13 protein-coding genes are annotated in these 16,821 nt (G+C 66.6%); 3 read left to right on the top strand and 10 right to left on the bottom strand.

All coding sequences use genetic code 11. From position 1 onward, the window contains the following. Window positions 1–29: 29 nt before the first annotated feature. From ACQR07_RS23235 to ACQR07_RS23225, 3 genes are all read right to left on the bottom strand, one after another. On the bottom strand, window positions 30–944 hold the full coding sequence (locus ACQR07_RS23235; protein ID WP_434904459.1) for a S49 family peptidase: 915 nt from the start codon (window positions 942–944) through the stop codon (window positions 30–32). A 242-nt stretch (window positions 945–1,186) separates the two neighbouring features. After that, on the bottom strand, window positions 1,187–1,948 hold the full coding sequence (locus ACQR07_RS23230) for a tRNA1(Val) (adenine(37)-N6)-methyltransferase (RefSeq protein ID WP_434904458.1): 762 nt from the start codon (window positions 1,946–1,948) through the stop codon (window positions 1,187–1,189). After that, a complete protein-coding gene (locus tag ACQR07_RS23225; protein ID WP_431334024.1) occupies window positions 1,941–2,168 on the bottom strand; it encodes a DUF2007 domain-containing protein in 228 nt (75 codons plus the stop codon). Before ACQR07_RS23225 ends, ACQR07_RS23230 begins: the two co-directional genes overlap by 8 nt. A 152-nt stretch (window positions 2,169–2,320) precedes the next feature. On the opposite strand from ACQR07_RS23225, the gene ACQR07_RS23220 reads away from it, so the two are divergent. Then, entirely contained in the window at window positions 2,321–3,331 is a 1,011-nt protein-coding gene (locus ACQR07_RS23220; RefSeq protein WP_434904457.1) for a polyprenyl synthetase family protein, read from the top strand. 304 nt (window positions 3,332–3,635) lie between these two features. Here the strand turns inward: ACQR07_RS23220 and ACQR07_RS23215 are convergent, their stop codons facing one another. The 3 genes from ACQR07_RS23215 to ACQR07_RS23205 all read right to left on the bottom strand — a co-directional run bounded on the left by ACQR07_RS23215 (window position 3,636) and on the right by ACQR07_RS23205 (window position 8,371). Further along, window positions 3,636–4,538, bottom strand: coding sequence for a 4-(cytidine 5'-diphospho)-2-C-methyl-D-erythritol kinase (locus ACQR07_RS23215; RefSeq protein WP_434904456.1), 903 nt, complete (start codon window positions 4,536–4,538; stop codon window positions 3,636–3,638). Between the two features lie 141 nt (window positions 4,539–4,679). Beyond that, entirely contained in the window at window positions 4,680–6,473 is a 1,794-nt protein-coding gene (locus tag ACQR07_RS23210) for a tetratricopeptide repeat protein (RefSeq protein ID WP_434904455.1), read from the bottom strand. A 239-nt stretch (window positions 6,474–6,712) separates the two neighbouring features. Further along, window positions 6,713–8,371 carry an electron transfer flavoprotein-ubiquinone oxidoreductase gene (locus tag ACQR07_RS23205; protein ID WP_434904454.1) on the bottom strand — a complete coding sequence of 553 codons (1,659 nt, stop codon included), beginning with the start codon at window positions 8,369–8,371 and terminating at the stop codon, window positions 6,713–6,715. Window positions 8,372–8,676: 305 nt separating this feature from the next. Here ACQR07_RS23205 and ACQR07_RS23200 point away from each other — a divergent pair, with 305 nt between their 5' ends. Next, window positions 8,677–9,492: a uracil-DNA glycosylase gene (locus ACQR07_RS23200; RefSeq protein WP_434904586.1), complete on the top strand. Its 816-nt coding sequence runs from the start codon at window positions 8,677–8,679 to the stop codon at window positions 9,490–9,492. Between the two features lie 224 nt (window positions 9,493–9,716). On the opposite strand, the gene ACQR07_RS23195 is transcribed toward ACQR07_RS23200, so the two are convergent. From ACQR07_RS23195 to ACQR07_RS23180, 4 genes are all read right to left on the bottom strand, one after another. After that, window positions 9,717–11,225 (bottom strand): glycosyltransferase family 39 protein, encoded by a 1,509-nt coding sequence (locus tag ACQR07_RS23195; RefSeq protein WP_434904453.1) that lies wholly within the window; start codon window positions 11,223–11,225, stop codon window positions 9,717–9,719. Between the two features lie 194 nt (window positions 11,226–11,419). Beyond that, window positions 11,420–12,268 carry a ribonuclease HII gene (locus tag ACQR07_RS23190; protein WP_434904452.1) on the bottom strand — a complete coding sequence of 283 codons (849 nt, stop codon included), beginning with the start codon at window positions 12,266–12,268 and terminating at the stop codon, window positions 11,420–11,422. A 79-nt stretch (window positions 12,269–12,347) separates the two neighbouring features. Beyond that, the gene (locus ACQR07_RS23185) at window positions 12,348–12,797 is read right to left on the bottom strand and encodes a VOC family protein (protein WP_434904451.1); all 450 of its coding nucleotides are present in this window, start codon (window positions 12,795–12,797) and stop codon (window positions 12,348–12,350) included. Window positions 12,798–12,813: 16 nt separating this feature from the next. After that, entirely contained in the window at window positions 12,814–13,992 is a 1,179-nt protein-coding gene (locus tag ACQR07_RS23180; protein ID WP_434868523.1) for a PA0069 family radical SAM protein, read from the bottom strand. A gap of 192 nt (window positions 13,993–14,184) precedes the next feature. Here ACQR07_RS23180 and ACQR07_RS23175 point away from each other — a divergent pair, with 192 nt between their 5' ends. After that, complete coding sequence (locus ACQR07_RS23175; protein ID WP_434904450.1) at window positions 14,185–16,608, top strand: phosphoketolase family protein; 2,424 nt, start codon at window positions 14,185–14,187, stop codon at window positions 16,606–16,608. Window positions 16,609–16,821: the final 213 nt, after the last annotated feature.

Here is a 16,821-nt window from a genome sequence, read left to right as displayed (position 1 = left end):
CGGGGGGCAAATTGGCGCGGGAAGCGGCCCTAGAAGCCGAATCGGGCCCAGATCGCCCGGGTTTCGGCCGCCGAGATCAACTCCTCGGCCAGCCCCGACCAGCCGAACCCCAGCCCTCCCGTAGCGAGGCTCCCGGCCCCGGCCTTGCGTCCGAGCAGGCCCGACAGCAGGCCGGCGGCGGGCGCCACCACGGGCGTCGCGACCTTGTCGCCGAACCGGGCACGCAGCACCGCGCGCAGGTCGCCGATGGCGTCGGCAAGGCCGAGCGCCACGGCGGTGTCGCCGGCCCAGTACTCGCCGGTGAACAGCACGTCGTCCGCGCCCTTCAGCCGGCCGCTGCGGCTCTCCTTCACCAGCGAGATGAACAGCGCGTGGATTTCGCGCTGGATCTTCTTCAGCCGCGCCACGTCGTCGGGGTTTTCGGGCAGGAAGGGATCGAGCATCGCCTTGTGTGAACCCGCCGTGTAGAGCCTTCGCTCGACACCGATCTTCTTGATCAGGTCCTGCAGTCCGAACGAGCCGCCGACGACGCCGATCGAGCCAACGATCGAGGATGGATCGCAGAAGATCTCGTCCCCCGCGCAGGCGATCATATAGCCGCCGGACGCCGCGACGTCCTCGACGAACACCAGCACCGGCAGCTTCTTCTCCGCCGCGAGTTGGCGGATGCGCAGATAGATCTGGCGCGACTGCACCGGCGAGCCGCCGGGCGAATTGATCACCAGCGCCACCGCCTTGGCGTTGCGCATCGAGAACGCCCGCTCGAGCATCTTGGCGACGCCGGCGAGCGTCAAGCCGGGACGCAGCGGCGTCACCGCTCCGATCACGCCGGAGAGGCGGACGACAGGCACCACCGGCGCGCCGCGCAGCCGCGCCGGAAGCAGCGCCTTCAGGCGATCGAAGGGCCCGGCCACATCGCTGGGTTGTGTCAAAGTGTCCACCATTCAGTTACCTCGGATTTACCATTTTTTATCCCGCCACTGCCATTCAAAGGGCTGGAACGAGCCTTGCAATGGCTTGGGCAATTGCACGGCGAGCGAAGTTGCAGAGTGCCGCGGAGGAATGCATGAAGGTCTACCTGTTGATGCTGCTGATCGGTACTCTCTTGACGGCGATCCGTTTCATGCCGGTAACTGACCGCCGCTCCGAGACGCAGACACAGTAACGCCCGACCTCGATTGACCGTTCAGGGGGTGCCCAAAGCAAGCGCCCCCTGCCCTGCCAGCACACGCGCAACGTCTTCATTGGGCACACCTGCCGCGTCGTTGAGCACCACGCCTGCGAGAATCTGGGTCGGCGCCCGCCCTCCCTTAACGGCCCGGACCAGGATACGGATCGCCGGCTTGCCCGACTGGCCGTGAACCGGCTGCAGCGCCAGACTGCCGAAGCCGCGCCCCAGCGCCGTCAGCACCTCCCCTAACCCATCCGCCCGCCAGATCAGCGTCAGCACACCACCGGATTTCAGCATCCGCCGCGCGGCATGCGTCCAGGTCTCCAGCGTGGTCGCCGTCGCCAGATGCGCGCTGGCCCGCGCGGCGTCCGGCGAGGCGCGATGGCGTGCGGCGTCGTGGAACGGCGGATTCATCAGCACCGCGTCGACGCTGTCGGGGCCGAGCCCCACTGCTGCGAACGCGGCCGCATCCGCGGCGACGTCGAGCACCACGACGGCGGCGGGCAATCCATTGGCGTCCGCATTGTCGCGCGCGAGCTGCGCCAGATCGGGCGCGCGCTCGACCAGGGTCAGGCCGAGACCACTGACGCGCCGGGCCAGCGCCAGCCCGGCCGTTCCGACGCCGGCCCCGAGATCGACGACGCGATCGCCCGGCCGTGCGGCCGTTGCCGCCGCCAGCAGGATCGCGTCATGGCCGGCACGATGCCCCGAGGTCGGTTGTCGCAGCCGCAACTGGCCGCCGAGCACGGCGTCTTCGGAGATCGCAGCGTCACTCATCGGGACGCAGTTCGTGCGCCAGACCGGCATCGGTGAGCAGCCGGCGCGCCTGCAGATTGTCGTCCTCATGCACCAGGATCCGGCGCGGCAGGATGCCGAGCGAGCCCTCGATGATGCTCATGTTCTGGTCGAGCACGAGGTGGTGGATGTCAGCGCCGTCGAGCAGCGCTCCCACTGCCGAAACCAGCACGATATCGTTGGTCCGAACCAATTCCTTCAATCGTTATGTCTCCGTGCGCGCGCGTTCGAGCAAGGCTCTGGAAAAGGCCCCTGATTGGAAAAGGCCCCTGGGTCAAGGTTCCGTGTCCGCCCTTGCCGCCCGCGGCCGCAGTTTCTATTGTCGATCCCAGGATAGCAAAATTGGAGACCAGCGTGGCGGTTATCGTACCTTTCGAAAGCCCATCGGGTGCGTCGATCGATGGGCTGGTCGGCCTGGTTACCGCCGACATGGAACGGGTCAACGCCACGATCCTGTCGCGGACCGGCTCGGACGTGACGATGATTCCGGAGGTCGCCAATCATCTGATCTCCTCCGGCGGCAAGCGGCTGCGGCCGATGCTGACGCTGGCGATGGCGCATCTCACCGACTATGCCGGCGACGGCCACGTCAAGCTCGCCGCCGCGGTCGAGTTCATGCACACCGCGACCTTGCTGCACGACGACGTGGTCGACGAGAGCGAAATGCGCCGCGGCAAATTGTCGGCGCGCATGCTGTGGGGTAACGAGGCCAGCGTGCTGGTCGGCGACTTCCTGCTCGGACAGGCGTTCCGCATGATGGTCGAGGTCGGCTCGCTGCGCGCGCTCGACATTCTCTCGGCCGCTGCCGCCACCATCGCCGAAGGCGAGGTGATGCAGCTCGCCGCGGCCAAGAACACCGCGACCACCGAGGACGAATATCTCGCCGTGATCCGCGGCAAGACCGCCGAGCTGTTCGCCGCGGCCTGCGAGGTCGGCCCGGTGCTCGCCGAGCGCCCGAAGGCCGAGCAGACCGCCTCGCGCTCGTTCGGCATGAATCTCGGCATCGCCTTCCAGCTGGTCGACGACGTGCTCGACTATGGCGGCAAGGCCGCCAAGCTCGGCAAGAACGTCGGTGACGATTTTCGCGAGGGCAAGATCACCCTGCCGGTCGTTCTCGCCTTCCGCCGCGGCAGCGACAGCGAGCGCGCATTCTGGATCAAGTCGCTGGAGCGCGGCGAGATCAGCGACAGCGATCTCGACCACGCGATCGGCCTGATGAACAAGCACCGCGCATTGGAAGACACCATCAGCCGCGCCCATCATTACGGCGCGATGGCCGTCGATGCGCTGGCGCTGTTCCCGGCCTCGCCGATGAAGGCCGCATTGGAGCAGGTCGTCGCGTTCTGCTTGGCACGGTCGCATTAGTTGGTTGGTCTGTGCACTCCGCCGGGAGACTCATGTCCCGCGCAAGCGGTGCGCATTAATGCGCCCTCGCCCCCAAGGCGAAGCGAAGCTTCGCCAGGGTGGGAGAGGGCATGCAGGACAGATCAGCAAGCTCGCTTGGGTGAGGGGTATGCCTCCGCAAGCGCGGTGTCTGCGGAGAGATACCCCTCACCCAAGCGAGTACGCGGATAAGCCGGCGATGCCCTCTCCCACCCTGGCGAAGCTTCGCTTCGCCTTGGGGGAGAGGGCACTGTATCGGGCAACTGCTCGCATTTACTAATTGCTACTAACTCAACGTCCCCGCATGCACCCACCATTCCGGATGCGCGGTAGCGATCACGGCGCCGGCCGCTTTCGCATCCGCCTCGCTGCCGTAGATCGCAAAACACGTTGCGCCCGAGCCGGACATGCGCGCCAGCAGTACGCCGCCGCTCGCACGCAGCGCGTCGAGCACGGTGCCGATGATCGGCTGCACCTTCAGCGCCGGCGGCTCGAGGTCGTTGTTCACTCGGCCAAGTGCGGCGACCCAATCGCGGACGGAGGCGCCGGCGCCGGGCCAGGACGGCGACGTCAGCACGTCGCCGACGCCGACCAGCAGGTCGCCCGGCTTGAGACCGAGCGCCTGGAACACGTCCTTGGTCGCCACCGGCACGCGCGGATTGATCATCACGCAGGGCAGGACGGGAAGCGCGAGCGGCTGCAGATTTTCGCCGACGCCGGCCATGGTGCAGGCGCGCGAGGGCACGCAGACCGGCACGTCGGCGCCGGTCTTCAGGGCCACGGCCGCAAGCTTGGGATCGTCGAGCGCCAAACCGTTCAGCCGGGCCAGCAGCCGCAGCGCCGCAGCGGCATCGGCCGAACCGCCGCCGATGCCGGCTGCGACCGGCAGCACCTTCTCCAAGGTGAAGGCGCCGAGCTTGAGGCCAGGGACAGCGTCCGCCAGCAGCCGCGCCGCCTTCAGCACCAGATTGTCCGAGGTCTCGCCGCAGGCTTCCGCCAGCGGACCGGTCGTGGTCAGCGTCAGCCCCTCGCCCGGTACCAGCTTGAGTTGATCGGCGCAGTCGGCGAACGCGACCACGCTTTCGAGATCATGATAGCCGTCGACGCGGCGGCCGACGACCCGCAAAGTGAGATTGACCTTGGCGCGGCCCTGCTCCTGCAGCGCGCCGGTGACCGTGGACGCCATCATCGGCGCAATGCCCCCAACATCGTCATGTCAGGCGCGGCAGGTTCGGCGCCACGCCCTCTCAAAATCATCCGGGCTCCCCGGCAAACCGAGGAGCCCGTGACGGCTCTTACATCGTGATCCGGACGAAGTGATCCGGACGAACTAGCCGCCCTTGCCGTCGTCCTTCTTGGCGGCGGGTGCGTCCTTGGTGTCGGCACTGGCCGCCGCCGGCCCCGGCTCGTCGGTCAGACCGTTCTGGATCTTGGCCTCGATCTTCGGCAGCTCTTCGGGCTCGGGCTTGAGGTCCCGGGCGTGGGCCCACTGGAACTTGGCTTCCAGCTTGCGGCCGATCTTCCAATAGGCGTCGCCAAGATGGTCGTTGATGGTCGGATCCTCGGGCTTCAGATCGATCGCGCGCTCGAGGTTCTTCACCGCCTCCTCGTAATTGCCGATGCGGAAATAGGCCCAGCCGAGCGAGTCGACGATGTAGCCGTCGTCGGGGCGCTGCTCGACGGCGCGCTTGATCATCTTCATGCCTTCGTCGAGATTGGTGCCCTGGTCGATCCAGGAATAGCCGAGATAGTTCAGCACGTGCGGCTGGTCGGGCTGCAGCTCGAGCGCCTTGCGCATGTCGGCCTCGGCCTTCGGCCACTGCTTGGAACGCTCCAGGCAGATGCCGCGATAGTAGTAATAGACGCTGTTGCCCTTGTCGTTGTTGGCGGGCAGCGAATCGACGCCGAGCGAATAGGTCTTGGCGCAATCGGCGAACTTCTTGCGGCCGCGCTCGACGTTGCCGAGCGCCATGATGGCCTCGAGATCCTTCGGATCCTGGGCGATGACGTCCTTGAGGATCTTGATCGCCTCGTCGCTGCGGTCGGCCGAGTCGAGATCGGTCGCGAGCTGGATCTGCGCGTTGCGCTTCAGCGGCGAGCTCGCCGGCACCCGCTCATAGACCTTGATCGCCATCTGCGGCTTCTTCACCGTCTCGTAGAGATCGGCGAGCGACAGCAGCGCCAGCGGATGATTCGGCTGCAGATGCAGCGCGAGCTGCAGATAGACCAGCGCGAGGTCCTCGCCGCCGCGGCGGCTCAGGGTCGCGCCGATGCCGTACAGCGCCTCGGCGGCGCCGGCCTGCGGCGAATCGACCAGCGGCGGCATCTTCTTGCCGGCCTTGGTGTCGCGCAGGCCCTCTTGCACCAGCGGATGGCGCGCGAGCTTCTTGTCGAACGCCTCATAGATCGCGGTCGCCGAGGCCGCATCCTTGTTGCGCGACAGCCAGTGCGCATAGGCCTCGGTGATGCGCAGCATCGAATCGTCGAGCTTGTAGGCGCGCTCGAACCGCGTGCCGGCGTCCTTCTCCTTGCCGGCGAGCTCGAGGATCATGCCGGCATGCAGGTCCTTGAACAGCGGATACCATTCCGGGCCGGTCAGCTTGTCGATGTTGGCGACCGCGCCCTTGGCGTCGCCCGCGCCCGCGGTGGCCCAGGCCGACAGCAGGGTGGCGACGAGATCGGTGATCGGGCCGCGCACCGACTGGTTGATGTTGTTCTGAGCGGCCGCGTACTTCTTCTGCTTGATGTCCTGCACACCCATCACCAGACGGGCGATGCGGTTGGACTTGTCGACGGTCAGGATCCGTTCGGCGAGCTTCACCGCCTCGTCGATGTCGCCGTCGGCGACCGAGGAGATGAAGGCGCGGTCGAGCAGCTCGTTGTTTTTGGGATCACTGCGCAGCGCCGAGCGATAGAACGCGGCGGCCGAGGCGGCGTCGCGCTCGACGCTGGCATGGCGGGCCGCCAGATAGCTGCCGGACGTGGTCAGCGATTTCAAATCGACATTGGTCGGAAACTTCGCCGTGTCGGCCGGATGATCCGGCGTCTGAGCCAGGGCGACACCCGGGAGCAGCACGGCAGCAACGGCAAGGGCAGTCCAGCGATTGCAGCGAATTGAAAACATCACGGTGCGCTCTGATTGTTGGAAAGGACGGTCGTACGCGGATACGAACCCGGTCGGCTCTTCAAGGCGCCGACAATGCCGCGTTTGGCGGCCAACCGCAAGGATTTGCAGGATATTCGGGTCAGCCGGAAGCCCCTTTGGCAAGGTCACCTGCGTCAAACCGCGCCAGTATGGCCGTATCGTGGCCGGCCGCCCCCGGAGGCGCGGCCGACTCACGCAAACGTGCGTGAGGTGCGAAGTTACATGGCCTCGTAGTTGGGACCGCCGCCGCCTTCCGGAGGAACCCAGGTGATGTTGCCGTTGGGGTCCTTGACGTCGCAGGTCTTGCAGTGGACGCAGTTCTGCGCGTTGATCACGAAGCGCGGGCTCGAGCCGTCCTCGACCCACTCGTAGACGCCCGCCGGGCAATAGCGGTTCGACGGTCCGGCGTAGACATCGTGCTCGGAGCTCTTCTGCAGGGCCATGTCGGCGACCTTCAGATGCACCGGCTGGTCTTCCTCGTGATTGGTGTTGGAGAGGAATACCGACGACAGCCGGTCGAAGGTCAGCTTGCCGTCCGGCTTCATCGCCGGCCTTGGCTGGTGCGCCTTGGCGGCATCGAGCGTCGCGCGATCCGGCTTGGCGTGGGACTGGGTGCCGAAAAGCGAGAAGCCGAGCGTGTTGCACCACATGTCGAAGCCGCCAAGCATGACGCCAAGCACGGTGCCGAACTTCGACCACAGCGGCTTGACGTTGCGCACCTTGAACAGGTCCTCGCCCACCGGCGACGACCGCCAGGCGTTCTCGTACTCTACCAGTTCGTCATTGGCGCGGCCGGCGGCGAGCGCCGCATTGAGATGCTCGGCCACGAGCATCGCGCTGCCCATCGCATTGTGCACGCCCTTGATGCGCGGCACGTTGACGAAGCCCGCGGCGCAGCCGATCAGCGCGCCGCCGGCGAACGACAGCCGCGGCACCGACTGATAGCCGCCTTCGGTGATGGCGCGCGCGCCGTAGGCCAGGCGCTTGCCGCCTTCGAGCACGCCGCGGATCGACGGGTGCGTCTTGAAGCGCTGGAATTCCTCGAACGGCGACAGATACGGATCGTCGTAGTTCAGATGGACGACGAAGCCGACCGCGACGAGGTTGTCGTCGTAGTGATACAGGAACGATCCGCCGCCGGTCTTCATGTCGAGCGGCCAGCCGAACGAGTGCTGGATCAGGCCCTTCTGGTGCTTGGCGGGATCGATCTGCCAGACTTCCTTGAGGCCGATGCCGAATTTCGCCGGCTCGCTCTTGGCATCCAGCGCGAACTTCGAAATCAGCTGCTTGGACAGGCTGCCGCGCGCGCCCTCGGCGAACAGCGTGTACTTGCCGAGCAGCTCCATGCCGCGGGTGAACGAGGCCTTCGGCTTACCGTCCTTGCCGATGCCCATGTCGCCGGTAGCGATGCCGCGCACCGCGCCCTGCTCATCATAGAGCACCTCGGTCGCCGCGAAGCCCGGATAGATCTCGACGCCGAGCGCCTCCGCCTTGCGCGACAGCCAGCGGCAGACGTTGCCGAGCGAGCCGACGAAGCAATGATGGTTGTCCATGAAGGGCGGCATCGCGAAGCCCGGCAGCTTGATCGCGCCGCTCTCGGTCATCCAGAAGAACTTGTCGTCCTTGACCTGGGTCTTCAGCGGGCAGTCGTCGTCCGAGCGCCAGTCCGGCAGCAGCTTGTCGAGCGCAACGGGATCGATCACCGCACCGGACAGGATGTGCGCGCCGACCTCGGAGCCTTTCTCGACGACGACGATGTTGAGGTCGGCATTGAGCTGCTTCAGCCGGATCGCGGCGGTCAGGCCCGCGGGGCCGGCGCCGACGATGACGACGTCGAACTCCATGGATTCGCGCGGAGGTAATTCTTCGGTGCTCATCTCTCTCGATCTCAGGCCGGCCGATGCAGTGGATGTGGCCCTTGCAGCCCCCCGGCGCAAGCAAAGGCCAAACCCGCAAGCTGCAATGGCAACAATGACTTATCTAGGGTTCCTCGAGGCGTTCGCGTTTCGCTGGAGGCTGGTCCTGGAGGGGAGCGAAGGCGGCCGCCGGAACACTAGGGCGTTCCGTCCCATTTTTGGGCTATTCCCAGCTCTTGTTTCCGATTTTTCCGGGCAGGACAACCACGGAAATGCATTCCGCCATGCATCGGGGCGGCGTAGACTGCCTTAATCGATCGATCATGATGAATCCTGACCCCCTCCCCAACGTCCGGCAATTGCTCGCCTTCTATCTGGAGGCCGGGGTCGACTGCGCGCTCGGCGACGAGCCGATCAACCGGCTGGTCGAGCCCGAACCTGCGCCTGCTGCGCCCGCCGCGCGGCAGGCCGCGCCACCACAGCCGAGCCGGCCGGCGGCGCCTGCGATCATCGCGCCGCGCGGCGATGCGCCGCCTCCGCCGGAGGCCGCCATCGCCTCGGCGCGCGAGGCCGCCCGGACGGCGCCATCGCTGGAGGCGCTGCGCGCGTTGCTGGAGGCGTTCGACGGCTGCGCGCTGAAGCAGACGGCATCGCGGCTGGTGTTCGCCGACGGCAATCCCGAAGCCCGCATTATGCTCGTCGGCGAGGCGCCGGGCCGTGACGAGGACATCGAGGGACTGCCGTTCGTCGGCCGCTCCGGCAAGCTGCTCGACCGCATGATCGGCGCCATCGGGCTCGACCGCAGCAAGGTCTACATCGCCAACGTGATCCCGTGGCGGCCGCCGGGCAACCGCACGCCGACGCCGCAGGAGACGCAGATCTGCCTGCCGTTCATCCGCCGCCAGATCGAACTGGTCGATCCCGACGTGCTGGTGACGCTCGGCAACCCATCGACGCAGGCCCTGCTCGGCACCACCGAGGGCATCATGCGCACGCGGGGCAAATGGCGCGACTACGACACCGGCAAGCGCACCATCCGTGCCATCGCCACCTTCCACCCGGCCTATCTGCTGCGCTCGCCGTCCTACAAGCGCCTGTCCTGGCAGGACCTGCGCGCCATCGCGACGGTGCTGGCGGTTTGAGCCAAACTCTCTCGGCGCCATTGCGAGGAGCGGAGCGACGAAGCAATCCAGAGTCGCGGGCGGGACTCTGGATTGCTTCGCTGCGCTCGCAATGACGGTTGGGGCGGGCACCTCGCCCTCCACAAACTCCGTCATCGCGAGCGCAGCGACGCGATCCAGGGGCCACGGCGGGACTGGGGATTGCTTCGCGAATAGTCCTCGCAATGACGAAGTTCGTGGCGAGACTACTGCCCCTTCGGCCGGACGATCGCCCAGCCGATGCGCAGCACCGGCTGGCGGCCGTTGATCAGCCAGTCGAAGCTGCGCGGCACCTCGGGCACCAGGCCCGGAAAGCGCTGGGCGAGGTCCGGCGGCGGCGTGCCGACCGTATCGGAGGCGCGCCACACCACGACGCCGCCGGTCTCGGCGAATTTCGCGGCCGTGAGCCACGGCGTCCGCTGCGGCGTGGCGTCGAGGAACAGGTGCGCGCGGCGGCGGCCGAGCGAGACCAGGCTGGCGAGCTGTGGGTCGCCGGCCACCGCCTGAAGCCGCTGGCTGGTGCGGCGCTCAAAGCTCTCGACGAAGAAGCGGGAGATATCGCGGGCCGGCATCGACGTGGTGAGCTCACCATCACCGATCAGGGGTAGTACCACCGCGCTGCCAGCCACCAGAACGGCCGGAGCGGCCACCGCGGCAGCCCAGACCATCCGCAGCAAACGCTGGCGCCGCAGATAGATCAGATCCCCGGAGGCGACCACCATGGCGAGGCCGACCATGCTCAAGGTGACGGCGCCGCCGCCGAACACCGTGGGCAGGCCGAACAGCGCCGCGATCAGGCTTCCAGCCAGCGCTGGTGCGATCGCGAAGCAATAGACGAAGTCGCGGGCGAGCGGCGCGACGGGCCGGCGATAGATGATCGGCGCGTCGGTGTCGCTGCGCCCGGCCCAGCTCGCGTCGAGGATGACGAGCAGCAGCACGGCCGCGACCGCCAGCAACAGGCCACCCGCCAGAGCGAGCCATTGCCAGGCGCGTGCCGACAGCTCGGCCAGGAGCGGCAGCGCCGGCAGCCCGACGCTGTCGGACCGCATCACGAAGATCAGATAGGGCAGCGCCAGCGCCAGCACGACGAGCAGCGCGAACAGCGGATCGAACGAGCGCAGCACGCGACGGCCCTGCACAGTCGAAACTGTGAATCCGACGATCAGGAGCAGCAGACCGGCGGCCGCCGGCGTGGTCAGCAGCAGAAGGCCGGCCTCGATCGACCAGGCGAACCAAGCATTGCGCCGCCCCTGCCCCAGGATCTGCCAGCTATGCAGCAGCAGCAGCGCCCAGAGTGGCCGCGCCAGCACCTCGGGGCCGAATTCCAGGGTTGGCGCGCCGAACGCGGTGATCGTCATGGTCAGCAGCACGGCAAGCACCGCCTGCTGGCCGCCGACGATGGTGCGCGCCAGGAGATAGATCACCCAGAGCGCCAGAGCCGAGCACAGCAGCGCGACGACGTAGACGCCGAACACATGGTTGCCGGCGACGCGATAGGCGATGTCCGAAAGCCAGAACGTCAGCGGCGGTCCCAGATCGGTGCCGACCTGGTACTCCCGTCCGAATGCGATTCCCGTGGCGAGCTGGCCGGGCGGGCTGCGATAGAACAGCACGGCGACGCCGAGCCAGAGCACGGCCTGGCACAGCACCACGATGACGACGACCAGCCGCGGCCTTGCGCGGATCAGTTCGACAACCAGTGACGTGAAACGCATGAACGGCTGGATCGCTTGAAACGTCAGGAGGCCGGCAGAACCGTCCCTCATCCGCAGCTTTGTCCGACGCCCGCAATCGATACCGCGTGATCGAGGCGCACAAGACCGCCCCCGCCGCGGGGAGTGACAATTCGTGCTGGTTGGCTATCTCAAGCTTTAAGACCGCGGCGCCATCGAGGCAACCGGCATCAGGCTCACAGCGAGATTTCCGTGGATGTCACCACGGTGATCTCCGCGAACAGATCCGGTTCGGGCATATCGGTCCAAGGCTGATGCTTGCGCCGCGCGGCCACGACCGGGGCGAACAGGCTGCGATGGTGCACCGATGGACCGAGGCGGTCGAGCGCGGCGAGATGCTCCGGCACAGCATAGCCCTTGTGCTGCTCGAAGCCATAACCAGGGCAATCCTGCGCCAGCGCGCACATCAGCCGGTCGCGCGTGACCTTGGCGACGATCGAGGCCGCGGCGATCGACATCACCAGGCCGTCGCCGCCGATCACGGCCTCGCAGTTGCAGTCGACGTCGATCCGATCGCGGCCGTCGACGAACACATGCTTTGGCGCTTCCGGCAGCGCCCTCACCGCGCGCGACAGCGCCCACAGCGAGGCCCGCAGGATGTTGTCGCGATCGATTCGCGCCGGCGACGCCATTGCCACCGCGAAGGAAGACGTCTTGCAGATCTTGTCGAACAGCACCTCGCGCTGCTCGGCGGTCAGCCGCTTGGAATCGTCCAGGCCCTTCGGGATGCGATTGGGATCGAGAATCACGGCGGCGGCCACGACCGGTCCAGCCAGCGGCCCACGACCGGCCTCGTCGCAGCCAGCGACCGGCCAGATGCCCTGTTTGAGCAGCGCGCGCTCACGGCGGAAGCTTGGCGGCGCCACCGCGATGATGCCCTTGCCGGCTTTGACTGCCGTTTTGCGCGCAGCTTTCGCGGCGGCCGGCTCGGCCGCCCCCGTCACAGCGGCTCTCTTCATCGCCGCTCCAGCTGTAGCTTTCGCTCTGCCCGGTTTGTTCGCTCGATCCCGAATCATGGCCGGCATCGTGCGGACCGGGGCACAGCAGCGCAACCTGCAACCGTTCTCAATTCCCCGCTATTCGCAGCGCAGTCATCGCCCCCGTCTACGCCGGCAGACGCACCCGGCCATCATCACCAACTTCGATGCCGGGCGCCACGACGGCTTCCCAGACATGGCCATCCGGATCGGCGAAATAGCCGCAATAGCCGCCATAGTGGGTCGTATGCGCCGGCTTCAGCAGCACGGCCCCCTTCTCCACTGCCGCAGCCAGGACAGCATCAACCTCAGCCTCCGACCGGCAGTTCCAGGCCAGCGTCACCCCGCGGAACGCCGGGGGCCTCGGCTGCTCCGGCAAACCAGCCTCTCGGGCCAGGGCTTGCCATGGATACAGCGCCAGGACGGTTGCTCCGGTGTCGAAAAACGCCACGGCCTCGCCGGTATCCGCAAACTTCCGGGCGAAACCGAGCGAGGCATAGAACGCAATGCTTCGCGGCATCTCGGACACGCCGAGCGTGATGACGGTGAAACGCGGGACCACGACCTCTGCATTCATGACGCTCTCCGCACGCCTAGAACAAACTCAACTGTTGCCCACCGCCCTTCGGCCGCACGAAGTGATCGGTCGTCAGCTTGGTCCTGCGCTTGTTCAGCCCGAGCTTCTCGCAGGCGATCTCGAAGCGGCGGCCGATCATCCAGGCCATCGGCCCCGTGCCCTTCATCCGCGTGCCCCATTGCGAGTCGTAGTCACGGCCGCCGCGCATGTCGCGGATCAGGGTGAAGACGTGGCGATAGCGGTCCGGATAGTGCTCCAGCAGCCATTCGCGGAACAGGTCACGCACCTCCAGCGGCAGCCGCAGCAGCACATACGCCGCCTCCTTGACGCCGGCGTGCGCGGCTGCATCGAGGATACGCTCGATCTCGCTGTCATTGAGCGCCGGGATCACCGGCGCCACCATGACGGTGGTCGGAATCCCCGCCTTCGACAGCGCCTGCAGCGCTTCCAACCGCTTTGACGGCGTCGACGCCCGCGGCTCCATGGTACGCGCCAGCTTCGGATCCAGCGTGGTCACGGAGATCGCGACCTTCGCCAGGTTCTTCTTGGCCATCCGCGCCAGAATGTCGGCATCACGCATCACCAGCGCCGACTTGGTGACGATTCCGACGGGATGGCCAACCTTTTCCAGCACCTCGAGGATGCCGCGCATAATCTTCCGCTCGCGCTCGATCGGCTGGTAGGGATCGGTGTTGGTGCCGATCGCGATCATCCGCGGCTCGTAGCCGCTGGCCGCGAGCTCCTTCTCCAGCAGCGCCGGCGCATCCGGCTTCACGAACAGCTTGGATTCGAAATCGAGCCCCGGCGACAGGCCGAGAAAGGCGTGGGTCGGCCGCGCGAAACAATAGACGCAGCCGTGCTCACAGCCGCGATACGGATTGATCGAGCGATCGAAGCCGATGTCAGGCGACTCGTTGCGGGTGATGACCTTGCGCGAGGTATCGGTCGCGACCGTCGTCTTGAACGGCGGCAGTTCCTCGAGGCTCTGCCAGCCATCGTCGAAGACAACGCGGGCCTCCGCCTCGTAGCGGCCGCTCGCATTGGATTGGGCACCCCGGCCGCGGCGCCGGCCCCGTTCGATGGCGACCGCGAGTTCGGGAAAGTCCTTTTCAGGACTGGAGGAAGGCGCGCCCACCGGCTCGGAGGGCACCGTGACCGGCGGGCGCTTGAGGGCATGTGAAGATGCTCGGCTCATGGCCAAGACATAGCACAAAAAGAGAACATAACAAGATCAAAATTGAACAAGCCCCAACCAATTGGTTCTGAGCCTGCGCCAGCCCAGCCATCACATTCCCGTTCTATGCTGCGGCCGCGTTGGAACGGGATGGTGTGGCGTTACTCTCCTGTACTCTCCCGCAGGCGCGAAATGGACGGCAAGCGAGGTCCCATGCAGATCAGTTCTCGTTCTCCCCAACCGCCCCTTCCCGCCGACGATCTCGACCTGCTCGATCGCTATTGGCGTGCGGCGAACTATCTCTCAGTCGGGCAGATCTATCTGCTCGACAACCCGCTGCTGCGCGAGCCGCTGAAGCCGGAGCACATCAAGCCGCGCCTGCTCGGCCACTGGGGCACCACGCCGGGTCTGAACTTCATCTACGCCCATCTCAACCGCGCCATCGCCGCGCAGGATCTCAACGTCATCTATGTCTGCGGTCCCGGCCATGGCGGCCCGGGCATGGTCGCCAACACCTATCTCGAGGGCACCTACAGCGAGATCTATCCGGACATAACCCGCGATGCCGACGGCCTGCGCAAACTGTTCCGGCAGTTCTCCTTCCCTGGCGGCATTCCGAGCCATGCGGCACCGGAGACGCCGGGGTCGATCCACGAAGGCGGCGAGCTCGGCTACGCGCTGGTGCACGCCTACGGCGCAGCGTTCGACAATCCCGACCTGATCGTCGCCTGCGTCGTCGGCGATGGCGAGGCCGAGACCGGCCCGCTCGCCACGTCCTGGCATTCGAACAAGTTCCTGAACCCTGCGCATGACGGCGCCGTGCTGCCGATCCTGCATCTCAACGGCTACAAGATCGCCAATCCGACCGTGCTCGGCCGCATGAGTGATGCCGAGATCAAGTGCCTGTTCGAAGGATACGGCTATGCGCCGCTGTTCGTCGCAGGCGACGAGCCCAAGGCGATGCACCGGCAGATGGCGGATGCGTTTGACGTGGCGTTCGCAAGCATCCGCTCGATCCAGCAGAACGCGCGTCAGCCCGATGCCGTGATCCAGCGCCCGCGCTGGCCGATGATCATCCTGCGCAGCCCGAAGGGCTGGACCGGGCCGAAAGAGGTCGACGGCCTCAAGGTCGAGGGTTTTTGGCGCGCGCATCAGGTGCCGATCTCGAATCCGCGCGGCAAGCCGGAGCATCTCGCGCTGCTCGAGGCCTGGATGAAGAGCTATCAGCCGGAGATGCTGTTCGATGCGCAAGGCCGTCTCGTGCCGGAGCTGCAGGCCTTGGCGCCGAAGGGCCCACAGCGCATGGGCGCCAATCCGCACGCCAATGGCGGGCTGCTCAAGCGTGAGCTCAAGCTGCCGGACTACCGGGCCTTCGCGGTCGAGGTGACCTCACCCGGCGAGACCATCGCGGAAGCGACGCGCGAACTCGGGAAGTTTCTGCGCGAGGTCATCACGCTGAACGCGGCCAACCGAAACTTCCGCATCATGGGCCCGGACGAGACCGCCTCGAACCGGCTCGACGCGGTGTTCGACGTCACCGAGCGGGTATGGATGGAGGGCATCGAGCCCTATGACGTGCATCTCGCGCATGACGGCCGCGTCATGGAAGTGCTCAGCGAGCACCTCTGCCAGGGCTGGCTCGAAGGCTATCTGCTGACCGGGCGCCACGGCCTGTTCTCCTGCTACGAGGCCTTCATCCACATCGTGGATTCGATGTTCAACCAGCACGCCAAATGGCTGAAGGTGTCGCGCCATCTGCCGTGGCGGCGGCCGATCGCGTCGCTGAACTATCTCTTGACCTCGCATGTCTGGCGTCAGGATCACAACGGTTTCAGCCATCAGGATCCGGGCTTCGTCGATCTCGTCGCCAACAAGAAGGCGGACATCGTCCGCATCTACCTGCCCCCGGATGCCAACACGCTGCTGTGGATCGCGGATCACTGCCTGCGCACCTACAACCGCATCAACGTCATCGTCGCCGGCAAGCAGCCCGCGCCGCAATGGCTGTCGATGCAGGACGCCGCTGTTCATTGCGACGCCGGCATCGGCATCTGGTCGTGGGCGGGCACCGGCCCCGCCGACGCCGAACCCGACGTCGTGATGGCCTGCGCGGGAGACGTCCCGACCCTGGAGACGCTCGCCGCCGTCGACCTGCTGCGCAACAGGCTGCCGCATCTCAAGATCCGCGTCGTCAACGTCGTCGACCTCATGACCTTGCAGCCTGAGACCGAGCATCCGCACGGCCTCAGCGACCGCGACTTCGACAGCCTGTTCACGACGAACAAGCCTGTGATCTTCGCCTATCACGGCTATCCGCATCTCATTCACCGCCTCACCTACAGCCGCACCAACCATGCCGGCATGCATGTGCGCGGCTTCATCGAGGAAGGCACCACGACCACGCCGTTCGACATGGTGGTGCTCAACGAGCTCGACCGTTTCCACCTCGCCATCGAGGTGATCGAGCGGGTGCCAGGGCTCAGCGTCTCCGCCGCGCATGTGAAGCAGGATTTCCGCGACGCACTGATCGCGCACGCGCGCTACGTCCGCGAGCACGGCGAGGACATGCCGGCCATCCGCGACTGGGTCTGGCCGAACAGCGCGGCCGGGACGACGCCGCCAGAGGCCGGCGAATGAGCCTCTCACCACCCGTGCATCGCACCGCCTGAACGCGCCGCGGCAGCTCTTTGTCGATGTGCAGCGCGGGCTTCGATCTGGACGGTCATCATGTCGCGCCGGTCGCGGAGCCCAACCCTCATGGTGAGGAGCGCCGAAGGCGCGTCTCGAACCATGAGGCCACCATCGGGCCTCGCCCTTCGAGACGCCCGCCTTCTGGCGGGCTCCTCAGGG

Origin of the sequence: Bradyrhizobium sp. HKCCYLS20291 (assembly GCF_051167715.1) — a bacterium.
Classification (GTDB): Bacteria; Pseudomonadota; Alphaproteobacteria; order Rhizobiales; family Xanthobacteraceae; genus Bradyrhizobium.
The sequence above is the reverse complement of the archived record's forward strand: the minus strand, read 5'-3'. Positions and strand labels throughout refer to the sequence as shown.